This is a genomic window from Acinetobacter sp. XS-4, assembly GCF_023920705.1.
GTDB lineage: Bacteria > Pseudomonadota > Gammaproteobacteria > Pseudomonadales > Moraxellaceae > Acinetobacter.
Genome location: NZ_CP094657.1, coordinates 1,124,039 through 1,136,747 on the forward strand (window position 1 = coordinate 1,124,039; position 12,709 = coordinate 1,136,747).

At 38.5% G+C, this 12,709-nt stretch carries 10 protein-coding genes and 1 tRNA gene; 8 read left to right on the forward strand and 3 right to left on the reverse strand.

From position 1 onward, the window contains the following. Positions 1-134 precede the first annotated feature (134 nt). The 4 genes from MMY79_RS05220 (at position 135) to rpmE (ending at position 4,248) form a co-directional block, all read left to right on the forward strand. A complete protein-coding gene (locus MMY79_RS05220; protein WP_252612408.1) occupies positions 135-2,321 on the forward strand; it encodes an MFS transporter in 2,187 nt (728 codons plus the stop codon). A gap of 2 nt (positions 2,322-2,323) precedes the next feature. Continuing rightward, positions 2,324-2,725 (forward strand): lactoylglutathione lyase, encoded by a 402-nt coding sequence (gloA, locus tag MMY79_RS05225; RefSeq protein ID WP_005307276.1) that lies wholly within the window; start codon positions 2,324-2,326, stop codon positions 2,723-2,725. A 132-nt stretch (positions 2,726-2,857) separates the two neighbouring features. After that, complete coding sequence (locus tag MMY79_RS05230; RefSeq protein ID WP_252612409.1) at positions 2,858-3,829, forward strand: bile acid:sodium symporter family protein; 972 nt, start codon at positions 2,858-2,860, stop codon at positions 3,827-3,829. Positions 3,830-4,023: 194 nt separating this feature from the next. Beyond that, a complete protein-coding gene (gene rpmE, locus MMY79_RS05235) occupies positions 4,024-4,248 on the forward strand; it encodes a 50S ribosomal protein L31 (protein ID WP_003650476.1) in 225 nt (74 codons plus the stop codon). A 62-nt stretch (positions 4,249-4,310) separates the two neighbouring features. Here rpmE and MMY79_RS05240 read toward each other — a convergent pair whose 3' ends face one another. The 3 genes from MMY79_RS05240 to epmB are packed head-to-tail and all read right to left on the reverse strand — an operon-like array spanning position 4,311 to position 9,196. Continuing rightward, complete coding sequence (locus tag MMY79_RS05240; protein WP_252612410.1) at positions 4,311-6,422, reverse strand: EAL domain-containing protein; 2,112 nt, start codon at positions 6,420-6,422, stop codon at positions 4,311-4,313. Next, on the reverse strand, positions 6,419-8,164 hold the full coding sequence (locus MMY79_RS05245; RefSeq protein WP_252613441.1) for a GTPase: 1,746 nt from the start codon (positions 8,162-8,164) through the stop codon (positions 6,419-6,421). Before MMY79_RS05245 ends, MMY79_RS05240 begins: the two co-directional genes overlap by 4 nt. Positions 8,165-8,179: 15 nt before the next feature. Next, on the reverse strand, positions 8,180-9,196 hold the full coding sequence (gene epmB / locus MMY79_RS05250) for an EF-P beta-lysylation protein EpmB (protein WP_252612411.1): 1,017 nt from the start codon (positions 9,194-9,196) through the stop codon (positions 8,180-8,182). 73 nt (positions 9,197-9,269) lie between these two features. Between epmB and efp the strand changes: the two genes are divergently transcribed. The 4 genes from efp to MMY79_RS05270 all read left to right on the forward strand — a co-directional run bounded on the left by efp (position 9,270) and on the right by MMY79_RS05270 (position 12,652). Then, a complete protein-coding gene (efp, locus tag MMY79_RS05255; RefSeq protein ID WP_004643557.1) occupies positions 9,270-9,839 on the forward strand; it encodes an elongation factor P in 570 nt (189 codons plus the stop codon). Positions 9,840-10,005: 166 nt separating this feature from the next. Continuing rightward, positions 10,006-12,102 carry a carbon starvation CstA family protein gene (locus tag MMY79_RS05260; protein WP_252612412.1) on the forward strand — a complete coding sequence of 699 codons (2,097 nt, stop codon included), beginning with the start codon at positions 10,006-10,008 and terminating at the stop codon, positions 12,100-12,102. Beyond that, on the forward strand, positions 12,102-12,407 hold the full coding sequence (locus MMY79_RS05265; protein ID WP_004790909.1) for a YbdD/YjiX family protein: 306 nt from the start codon (positions 12,102-12,104) through the stop codon (positions 12,405-12,407). Before MMY79_RS05260 ends, MMY79_RS05265 begins: the two co-directional genes overlap by 1 nt. A gap of 168 nt (positions 12,408-12,575) precedes the next feature. Continuing rightward, positions 12,576-12,652: transfer RNA gene (locus tag MMY79_RS05270), tRNA-Val, on the forward strand. The last annotated feature ends 57 nt before the right edge of the window (positions 12,653-12,709 follow it).

The window sequence follows — 12,709 nt, forward strand, 5'->3', positions numbered from 1 at the left end:
GAAGCCTAAAGGTATACAGGTTTAGCATAAAATATCAAGCAAACTTGCGGTTTTTATCGCCAAACCCAAAATGTTTGCATAAAGAATCTTGAAAGCAATTGTAAGAAGAGTTTGAATAGGCACATTTATAATTTATGGAAAATAAAAAACGAATGACCACACAAGCTTCGGGTTGGGTCTCGGCTTTTAAAGCATTTTTAGATCGCCGTGCATTAATTATGCTGTTTCTTGGATTTTCTGCCGGAATTCCAATTTTATTAATTTTCTCTAGTCTCTCTTTATGGCTTGGAGAAGCGGGCATTGATAAAAGTGCAGTTACTTTTTTTAGCTGGGCGGCTCTAGGTTATTCTTTTAAGTTCGTTTGGGCTCCTCTCATTGATGAGTTACCTGTTCCTGTTTTAACTAAAATGTTAGGCCGAAGACGTGCTTGGTTGTTAATCGCACAGTGTTTGATCATTTTAGCTATTTGTATTATGGCTTTCTCTGATCCGGCTTTAGGCCAGAGTTATCTGGTTCAAATGGCAGTAGGTGCGGTGTTACTTGGTTTTTCAGCAGCAACACAAGATATTGTAATTGATGCTTACCGTATTGAATTAGCCGAAACAGAAATGCAAACCGTGTTGGCATCTACTTATAATGCTGGTTATCGAATCGGAATGATCGTGGCTGGAGCGGGGGCATTATTTCTAGCTGCACATTTGGGAACAGCTAAAGGTAATTACATTTACGAAGCTTGGAAAATGACTTATTTAACCATGGCAGCGGTTATGTTAGTCGGTATTGTAACGACGTTACTTGTTCGTGAACCTCAGGTAAATCGTGTCTATAAAAACTATAAGAGTAGTGATTATTACCGTTTGGTGTTCGTATTTTTTATTGCTGTTATTTCATTTGTAGTTACCTACATTTATTCTGGACAGATTACAGATGCAATCTCACAAGCTGGAAATATAAAAGACAACGCCGCATTATTTGGTTTAGAAGCTTTAAGATTCTTAACGGCCACAGCTTGTGCCATTTTTGTGGGTTATCTACTGGTTAAATTTGGTGTAGTTAATCAGCAAATGGCGAAAGAAACATGGATTGCACCCATTTTAGATTTCTTTAAACGTTATGGTGTCAAACTTGCATTAGTCTTATTACTTCTCATTGGTTTTTTCCGTATTTCAGACATTATTGCTGGCGTCATTTCCAATGTGTTTTATCAAGATCTGAACTTTAGTAAAGAAGAAATTGCCGAAGCGGTCAAAATCTATGGCGTTTTATTTAGTCTAGTTGGTGGGTTCTTAGGTGGACTTTTAGCACAGCGCATAAACATTATGAAGCTTATGTTTGTGGGTGCAGTTTTAGCAAGTTCTACAAATTTAATCTTCATTGGGCTCGTAAAATCTGGTCAGCCATTAGATATGGTTGATGTAAAAGTTGGCGGTCAAAGCTATCAAGTTAAACCAGATGAAGTGGGTTTATGGAAATTAGAAGTTCCAAGTTCTGCTTTTAGCGGAACAAAACAAATTGAAGTAAAGGCTGCTTATACTACACAAAATACTGTGCCGCCTATAGTACGTACTCAGCCATTACTCACTACTGAATTGGCAAAATTACCTCTACAAATTTTACCTGTCATGGGAAATGATCAGGTTTCATTTAAAGAGGGAGAGGGAAGTGTTGTCGTTCGTGGCCAATACTTTGGACAAGCTTTAACTCCTGCACAAAAAATTATAATTAGTCTTGATGGGCAAAATTTTGATGCAAAAATGACTGACCAAAAAGGTGTTTTTAGTGCAGCAATTGATGCGAAAAAATTAGTGGCATCAACGAGTAAAAAACTTGATGTAGCAGTGGTAGAGGGCGAACAAAAAATACTTTCTGCATCTCATCCATATGCAGTGAGCGAAAATCTAAAAGCGACAAGTGAATTAGATGTAAATATTGAGCCACTCCCTTACATCGATCCTCTTTCTGGCCAGTCAGTTGAAATCAGCGGTAAGGTAATTAAACCATATAGTTCTTTATGGCTTTATTTTGCCATTATTGTCGACAACTTAGCGTCTGGCTTGGCTGGTGCAGCATTTATTGCATTCCTTTCAAGTTTAACGAGTGTGTCATTTACAGCTGTTCAATATGCGATCTTTAGTTCACTCATGACGCTCACACCAAAACTTTTGGGTGGATATTCAGGTACCATAGTGAGTAATATTGGCTATCCAAAGTTCTTTTTGATGACCACTCTTATTGGTATTCCAATCTTGATTTTAGTGGTTTGGGTTGGAAAGCTTCTAAAAGATCATCAAACTCATGAATCAGAAAAGGCAGGTGAATAAACATGCGAATGCTTCATACAATGTTGCGAGTAGGCAATTTAGAACAATCTTTAAAGTTCTATACCGAAGTATTAGGAATGAAGTTACTTCGTAAACGTGATTATGAAGAAGGGCGCTTTACACTGGCATTTGTTGGTTATGGTGATGAAGAAACCAATACTGTGCTTGAGCTTACCCATAACTGGGATACTTCAAGTTATGAGTTAGGCAATGCCTATGGTCATATTGCGATTGGTGTTGACGATGCCTACAAAGCGTGTGAAGAAATTAAAGCACGTGGTGGTAAAGTTGTGCGTGAAGCGGGCCCAATGAAAGGTGGTGTTACCGTTATTGCATTTGTTGAAGATCCAGACGGTTATAAAATCGAGTTGATTCAACAAGATGCTAATGCGACAAATAACTAAAAATTGACTATGATGCTTTAAGATTTAGATCTTAAAAGTCTAGCTTTATTTTTTTAGCCCAGTATGATGAACGCTTGACCAGATGGTCAATTTATCAACTGGGTTTTTTATTATCTAAAATAATCATAGGATGTGGCTATGTTGAAGTTATTGGCACTTGATCGATTTACAATTTTGTTAGTTGGAATGGTACTGCTAGCAACATTTTTTCCAGTCAGTGGTCAAGCAGCGCAATATTTCAATACACTGACTACAGTCGCAATTGCAATTTTATTCTTTTTGCATGGTGCGAAGCTTTCTCGTGAGGCTGTAATCGAAGGCGTTTTGCATTGGAAAATGCATTTACTTGTCTTCGCATTTACTTTTTTTGTTTTCCCCGTACTTGGCTTGTTAGCTAAACCGATTTTGTTACCTCTACTCGGTCAGCAGCTGTATTGGGGTTTTCTGTTTATGTGCTTTTTACCCTCTACAGTTCAATCTTCTATTGCATTTACATCAGTTGCAAAAGGGAATGTGGCTGGAGCGGTCTGTAGCGCATCTTTTTCAAATTTGATCGGTATGTTTATCACACCAGTGTTGGTGAGCTTTTTTATTTTAGGCCAAAGCCAACATGGGTTCGATCCGACTGCTTCAATTATACAAATTACATTGTTGCTGTTAGTGCCATTTATTTTAGGACAAATATTACGTCCTTATATTTTTCCTTATATGGCAAAAGTTCCAAGTATTGTTAAAGCATTCGATCAAGGCTCAATTTTGATGGTGGTGTATGGTGCATTCAGTGGGGCAGTAGTTGCAGGCCTTTGGCATCAGGTGAACTGGAAAACCTTACTTATTTTAGTGGTTGCTTGTTCAGTTCTTTTAACCATCATTATGTTATTAGCACTGTATTTACCGCGTGCTTTTGGATTTAACCGAGCAGATCAAGTTACGGTTTTCTTTTGTAGCTCAAAAAAGACGTTGGCAAGTGGTGTGCCGATGGCGCAAATCTTATTTATTGGTCAACCTTTAGGCATGATTGTGTTACCTATTATGATCTTTCACCAAATTCAATTAATGGTTTGCGGGGTCATTGCAAATTACTGGGCTAAATCTAAAGATTAATTCGCAAATAAAAATTATTTGGCGTATAATCTTGTCCACTTGTTGTGCTTAGCTCTAACCCTAGGGGTTTCGGTGAGCCAAAAGAATGGTCTGTTGTGGTGTTGATCTGCTCATTTTGAGCTTTCCTCGATTTATTTTGAGAGTGATCAATTGCGATAACAGCTTAAGCCTTTCTAAATTAGGAGTAATCGACGATGCGCGCCGATATTCACCCAAAATATGCAACATTAGTAGCAACTTGTTCTTGCGGTAACGTAATCGAAACTCGTTCTGCTTTAGGTAAAGACACTATCTACCTTGACGTATGTTCAGCTTGCCACCCTTTCTACACTGGTAAGCAAAAGAATGTAGACACTGGTGGTCGTATCGACAAATTCAAACAACGTTTTTCTGGTATGTCTCGCTCTATCAAGCGTTAATACTGAAAACGAAACAAAAAACGGGCTTTATGCCCGTTTTTTGTTTGTGGACGACAAGACCATTATTGGTCTTGTACGTCTGTTAAGCGATCAAGTCTTTTCTGGAAATAGCGACCTTGTAAGAAACGTGCTTCTACATTCCAAGCATTCGCAAACAAGTTCATATCATTAAGATCTGCAAGTAAAATCCCAACAGGTTTTACAGTCAAATAATTCAGAATCATTTCCTGTAATTGCGATAAGCCAGCGTCTGAGTTTAATAGCTCTGTCTTTTTCGATTGCAATTTTAAATATTGAACATCAAGTTGTTGCAATATTGATTCACTATACATAGAAGATGTGAAATCCCGAATTGAAATTTCTGCGCCGTGTTGATGTAGGCGGGCTATGAGTTGCTGTGCAATTGTAAGATGTGGCTGAATTGCTTGCTCTGAAAATTGTAAAATCAACGGGCTTTCTTGCTTACTACCAATAATGGTGAGTAATTTCGAAATAAGCTCAGGGGCTGATTTATCTTTGAGCAAGATATCAATATTCAGATTAATAATCAGCTTAGCTTTCGGGTACTGCGTAATGAAATTATGTAGCTGCTTGCAAGCCTCGACCAAAATCCAACGGTCTAATTGAATCGAAAGTTCGCTGTCATCTCTTAATACGGCTAAATCATTTAAATCATGCCACTGTTCATCTGCAATAAAACCACTCGTCACTTCGTAGTTATGGGTTTCTTGATCATGCTTATCATAGATCTGCTGATATTTTAAATGAATTTCACCCCGTGCTAGCTGTTGCTTTAATTGCTGCAATAGCGATGATTGCACAGGAGCATCAATATCTTGAAGGCTTAAATCAAGTGATAGGGAGGAATTGGTTGGTTCAGAAGAGATAATATCGATTGTTGGAGTTAACTCAATTTCTGATTTTGCTTTAGGTAGCTCTTGCTGATTTGTTTGATCAATAAGCTTTGCAAAGTTAGTTTCATTTAACTGTTCAGTAATTTGGGCATAACTCAGTTTGAATTGCACTGAGTAATTAAGTTCATCAACCGTTAATAAATGCTCTTTTTGCAAACTTTGCAGACCAGCCAATTGGGAGTTAAGGACTGTACTGTTTTCGGCTTGCAAAACCCCAAGATATGCGCCAAGTTCAAGATTGAAAATCGGCATTTGAGCCTGTTCTTTCAGGAAACTTTGCAGTTGATTAAAATATTGCCCAGGGGTTTGCCAGTCTAGTTGAAACACACGGTCTGGACACTGATTTAGTCTAAATAAAACCAATGCATTTGCTTGAGCTGGATGTGTCGATAGTTGTCGATTAATCTGTTGCCACGGGTTAATTGACCCATAACTCTTTTCAGAAAAAACGGTATTTGCAGGTGTTTGTAAATCCAGTTGATAGTCAATGGTTAACTGTACTGCATCTTCTTCCTGACTAGGAATAAATTCAAGTTTTAAAGCATTATTACCTGAAATTGCCGCATGTTGACTCTGGATTTCAAAACGTGCCTGATCAAATTGACCTAAAGAAATCTTCTTAAATCTTTGTTTAAAAACATTTAAATCATTGGGTTGTAAAACATCTAAGATGGGTAGGCCAATAATCTCTTCTTCTTGCTTAAAGCCAAAAAGGTTGAGGTATTCTATATTTGCCTTAACGTGCATACCTTCTTGAAAGAGGGCAACTGCTTTATGGCTGTTATTGACCAATGTTTGTGTATGAGAATGAATAGTTTCCAATTCATTGGTCAGACGTTGCTCGGTTTGTAATAAATGGCTATACGACAAGGTCCGAATAAGCGTGATATAAAAATAGTCTAACGGCTCTAATGGAACTACGTCATAAATACCTTTATGAATATAGGTTTGATATTGCTGAGGTTGATAATCTTCAGGTTGCAATAACAAAACAGGTAAATGTGGCTGCTCAGATGCTTGAATAAGGGAGAGGGTTTGTTCAATTTTTAGGTCATAAGCACGACCAAAAATAATAGCATCCCAAGGCGTATTTAACTGTTTTTCGAAACTTTTTAGATCATCAAGTAATAAAGCATGAACTTGATAATTATTCCCCAATAATAAATTTAAAATCTGGTTATAACGTAGCTGGTTGTCATCAATAATGAGTAAACGTGTTTCAGTACGTTTTAACTTTTTAGATAATAAAGAGTTTCTCACTTTAGTGCTTCCCATAAATCTTGACTGCTAGAGTTGCTATTCTTTTTCATCATGAACTGATCAAGCAGATTTTGTTGCTGCTCATTCAGAAGTTCGAACTGAAATTGAATAAAACTTTGAGTAATGAGTTGTGCTTTGAGTAGATACACTTTGATTTCTTCTGTCCCCAATCGTAAATGAATTGTTTGTTGCTCTCTAAAAATTTGTGACCCCGGTAAAATCAACGTATTTTGTATTTCTTCTAGATTTTGTGTTTGTAGTAATAGTGCAGGATGATAATTGCGTGTATGACGCTCAGCTTGAATATGCACTGCGCAAGGGAACATTGCCTGTGACAAAATCTCTAGACCTAACTCTAGAGATTTTTCTGTTGACTGTTTAATCCAGCGGATTACGCCACCGCGCCATTGTCCATGCAAAGTTTCTTTGACTAAAATATATTCACCGGTTCTTAGATTTTTCGGTGCTTCTCCAGACCATTTAATACGATATCCATTGACACTAATATCGAGAACCGTGGTTTGATAAATGGTTTTGCTTTCACGACTTAAGCGTTGATAGGATGTCGTTTGTTGTTCTTTTTTCTCTAAATTTGATAAAACTTTAGACTCACTTTGTAAGTTGTAATTATTGTTGAGTTGTAGTGTTTCTTCAAAGTTTTTTGCTTTTGCAAGATAGAAATGAGCTGTACTTAAACCAAAACAAATTTGTAGTTCGGCATTGTACTCATAACGTTCGTGACGACGTTGAGCCGTTGTACCTAAAATGGTCTGAACATGAAACTTTAACGCTGGGCTTAAATAAAACTTTTCATTTTTAGAAATATATTGCGCATTTTTATGCATGGTTGCAGTGACATGCTCAAGTAAAGCCTGTGTGCCAATAAAAATGCTTGGGCTAAAGTTAGAGCTGCGTTTGGTGTTATAGACTGGCGGATGGTCTTTACTTGGGTCGACCACATATTTGGTTAATGCTGTATCTTTCGGCAAAATATGAATCATTCTTGCCCAGTCAAAACTACATTGAAATAAGGCTTGAATTTCTGATTGGCGAATCTGATTTGTATTTAAAATATCGAGCAGAATTAGCTGAGCATAAGCTTGGGTAATATTTGCTAGAGGGTGGTGGATACCCTGAATATGATTAATATTGATGAGATGATATTTGTGTTGAACAGCAGTTTCGTAGAGTTGATGTGCAACCAGCCACTGTCCTTTAAGAGGCTCACTATAGAGCATATGCTGCTGATATAAGAGACTCGTTAATTGTTGTAGTGCATGAAAAGTCGATAAGGTGCGTGCCGTTTGCAAGTTCTTTTTTTGCTTATAGGCAAATAGAGAAAACTTTTGATGTTGTAATTGCCCATGGCTATTTTGTGCAATATTCAAATAAATACTGGCGAAATAGCAACGCAGCAACATCGCTAACTCAATAATATGTTCGTTACGGTCTGTACTAATCACACCTTGGTTAAAAAAGTTTTTTTCTAGACTTGCAAGAACGTTATTAATGGTGGGGTGAAGCGTTTGTATAAGATCAAAACGTAAGGTTTCACTACATTTTAATTCTTTGAGCTCTAAAATAGCGGTGAATAATGCTTTTGACGTATCGCCGAGTTGCATAATAGAAAGGGTAGTAACCCATTCATTAAGATCTTTAATATTGGCTTCACAAAAGCTTAACCGTTCACGAGTGAGTTCGGTTTGATTGTGAAAAATGTCCGATAGTGCATTATTCATCATCACTTATTATATAACTCAAAATGTTGTTGCCCCAAAAAGCGGTGTTTTATTCTTTTCGCCCGCAATTTCCCTGACGAGTTTAGGAACCAAATACCCCGGTAGGTTCGCTAACACATCACGATATATATCATCTATCTCAGATGGTATTAAATCAAAATGTTGTGCACCTTTTACTTTATCTAACACATGTAAGTAATAAGGCATAACGCGAGCTTCAAATAAACGATAACTTAAATCAATTAATGTCTGTGCAGAATCATTAACGCCTTTAAGCAATACTGCCTGATTAAGTACAGTAATGTGCTCGGCAGATAACTGCAACAATTTTGAACAGGTAAAGTCATCGAGTTCAGAAGCGTGGTTTGAGTGTACCACCAGAATAATACGCAGCCTACTGTTTTTTAATAAAGAAATCAGCTCTTCGTCGATCCGGTTTGGAATCACAATTGGAACCCGTGAATGAATTCTCAGAATCTTAATTTGTTTGAGAGATGATAAACGTTCTAGCCAAAGTGCTAATTTACGGTTAGAAAGCGTAAGAGGGTCTCCACCACTCAAAATGATTTCATTAATGTGCGGATTCGCTTCGATGTAATTTTTAATATTTAGCCAATCATCATTTTTTGGCAAATTTTCTTGATAGGGAAAATGACGACGGAAACAATAACGGCAATGTACGGCACAAGCACCAGTCAAAGTCAGTAAAAAGCGTGATTTATATTTATGTAATACGCCGGGTAATTGATTTGCTGCTTCTTCGCCCAAAGGGTCCGTTACAAATTCAGGATGTTCTTCGAGTTCTAAATGATGAGGTAAAACCTGTAGCAAAAGCGGGTCAAACGGGTCTTTTGCGTTCATTTTTCCGACGAACGCGCGAGGAACACGCAATTTAAACTGTTCAGAAGCCAGAATCGCACCTGATAATAGCTGATCGGTGGATAACTCGAGTAGGCTTAGCAACTCCGACGGATCAGTAATAAGGTCACTCAGTTGCGATTGCCAGTTTTGCTCTTGGTATAAATAGTTTATCATTTGACACGATTAAGATAATGCAAGAACGCATTATATCGCATAGTTGACTTGTTAAGTTTGGAGTGTGCCAGTCATGGCCAATTATTCTACAAATGATTTCAAGCCGGGCCTTAAGGTCATGCTTGACAGTAACCCATGTTCAATCATGGAAAATGAATACGTAAAGCCAGGTAAAGGTCAAGCGTTCAACCGCGTAAAATTACGTAACCTTAGAACTGGTAAAGTTTTAGAAAAAACTTTTAAGTCTGGCGATACTGTAGAAGCGGCTGACATCGTAGAAGTAGAAATGGACTACTTATACAATGATGGCGAACTTTGGAACTTCATGGATCCTGTAACTTTTGAGCAAATCGCTGCAGACAAAACTGCAATGGGCGATGCGGCTAAATGGTTAAAAGACGATTCAAATGAAAAATGTACTATTATGTTGTTCAACGGCGTGCCTTTAACTGTAAGCGCACCGAACTTCGTAGTATTAAAAATTGTTGAAACTGATCCGGGTGTACGCGGTGATACATCTGGCGGTGGCGGTAAACCAGCTAAGCTTGAAACAGGTGCGGTTGTTCGTGTTCCGTTATTTGTTCAGCAAGAAGATAGCGTTCGTGTAGATACTCGTACTGGCGATTATTTAGAGCGTGCATAATAGTTAAAAAATAAACTATTATCGAAGGGATGATGTAAATCATCCCTTTTTTTATGCGAAAGTATAAGAGGAAAAAAATTAAAGGAGGAGTACAGTCACAAGGATTTGAGAGAGAACAGTACATAACAATATAAAAATGCTGTAGTTATTTATTGAGAGGTTAAGAATGGACACAATGAAAGCGAAATCTACGCTTCCCTCCAAGCTGGTCTGGAGCCTAGTGGCAATTATAGGTGCAATTTCTTTTGGGATGCTGGCACTCAGTCGTGGTGAACATGTCAATGCAGTTTGGCTTGTACTTGCTGCAGCATGTGTATATAGCATTGCATATCGATTTTATAGTCTATTTATTGCAACTAAAGTATTTGAATTAAACCCAAGACGTTTAACCCCAGCCCACCGTTTAGCCGATGGTCTGGATTATGTTCCCACCAATAAATATGTACTTTTTGGTCACCACTTTGCGGCAATTGCCGGAGCAGGGCCATTAGTCGGGCCAATTTTGGCTGCACAAATGGGTTTTTTACCAGGCACAATCTGGCTACTGGTCGGTGTAGTTGTCGCAGGTGCAGTACAAGACTTCTTAGTTTTATTTATTTCAACGCGTCGAGACGGTCGTTCGCTAGGTGAAATGGCAAAACAGGAACTGGGCTCTTTTGCTGGTATTGTTGTAATGCTTGGTGCGCTTGGGGTAATGATTATTATCCTTGCGGTATTGGCATTAGTTGTAGTTAAAGCACTCGCCCATAGTCCATGGGGTGTGTTTACGATTGCAGCAACTATTCCAATTGCATTATTTATGGGCGTTTACATGCGGTTTATTCGCCCGGGACGTATTGCTGAAGTTTCGATTATTGGCTTCGTTTTAATGATGCTTGCCATTGTTTACGGTGGACATGTTGCAGCAGATCCTTACTGGGGTGAATTTTTCACCTTAACAGGAACACAGCTAACATGGTGCTTAATCATTTATGGATTTATCGCCTCAGTCTTACCTGTCTGGTTATTGTTAGCGCCACGTGATTATCTATCAACATTCCTTAAAATTGGTGTCATTCTCGGTTTAGCAGTCGGTATTATCATTGCATTACCTGAACTGAAAATGCCAGCAGTGACTCATTTTATTGATGGTACTGGCCCTGTTTTCTCGGGTAGCTTATTCCCATTCCTATTTATTACCATTGCCTGTGGTGCGATTTCTGGTTTCCATGCGCTTGTATCAAGTGGTACAACACCGAAACTCGTCGATAACGAAGCTGATATTCGTGTGATTGGTTATGGTGGTATGCTCATGGAATCATTCGTCGGTATTATGGCGATGATCTGTGCAACTGTCTTAGATCCGGGCGTGTACTTTGCAATTAATGCACCTGCGGCTGTACTGGGTACAACTGTAGAAACTGCAGCAGAAGCTGTGCGTAATTTAGGCTTTGTTGTTACTCCTGAAATGTTAACTGTGTTGGCACAGGAAGTCGGAGAATCTTCGATTTTATCGCGTACAGGTGGTGCACCTACCTTTGCGATTGGTATGGCACATATCATTTCGGAAATTTTCAATAGCCGTTCAATGATGGCGTTCTGGTATCACTTTGCCATTTTATTTGAAGCGTTATTCATTTTAACTGCTGTAGATGCGGGTACACGTGCTTGTCGTTTCATGGTGCAAGACACGGTTGGTATTGTTATTCCTGCGGTTAAAGCATCAGGTTCATTCTTTGGTAACTTGGTTGGTACGGCTGTTGCAGTCGGTGGATGGGGCTTCTTCGTCTATCAAGGTGTGATTGATCCACTCGGTGGTGTCAATTCACTCTGGCCTTTATTTGGTGTTGGTAACCAGATGTTGGCTTCAATGGCACTCATTTTGGGTACAGTCATTCTGTTTAAAATGAAAAAGGAAAAATATGTATGGGTGACAATCATTCCAACGATTTTCTTATTCGTGACCTGTATGACGGCGGGCTGGCAAAAGATTTTCCACGAAAATCCAAAGATTGGTTTCTTGGCGCAAGCACATAAGTTTTCTGACGCGATTGCTCGTGGTGAAATATTAAAACCAGCTAAAAGTATTGCTGAAATGCAAAATATTGTGATGTCGAATCAGATTAATGCTGCGCTTTGTGGCTTCTTTATGATTGTTTCGATTGTCATGATTATTGCTTCAATTGGTATTGTGCGCCGTGCTTTAGCAAGCCCTAAACCAACAGTAAATGAAGCGCCTGCTGTATATGCCGATCCGGAAGTGGTCACCCCACGAGGAGAGTAATGATGAATTTTAAATTTGCAAAAAATGGAACTGTCATTATTGCGAAAATCATCAAAATGACGGTGCTCTCGCAAAAAGAGCTGTTGCTTTCTCCAAAGAACTGGTCGCGTATTGCAACCTTGTGGCAGCGTTTACAGCAAAGCTTTCGACTGATGGTTGGTGTTCCAGACTATCAGACTTATGTAGAGCACATGAAAGCTCATCATCCTGATTTAACACCCATGGATGCAAAGACTTTCTATCGTCATTGTGTCGATGCGCGTTATCCATCGGCAGGCGGTACTTTAAAGAAATGTCCTTGTTAAGTTGAACTTGAAATTCAGCTAAACAAAACGGTATGTGGTTAAACCATGTACCGTTTTTCTTTTGTTGGGAAATGAAAAAAGGTTGCTTAAAGTCTGCTCATTTGTATTTTTTTCAATTGAAAATAACTTGTTTTGCTTTTGAAAAATGAATATGATGCTTTCCATTCTAGGTGTATAGCTCAGTTGGTTAGAGCGCTACGTTGACATCGTAGAGGTCTCCAGTTCGAGTCTGGATATACCTACCAAGATATATCAAGGACTTATAAGCAATTCAGTAGCTTATAAGTCTTTTTTTTGTCTTT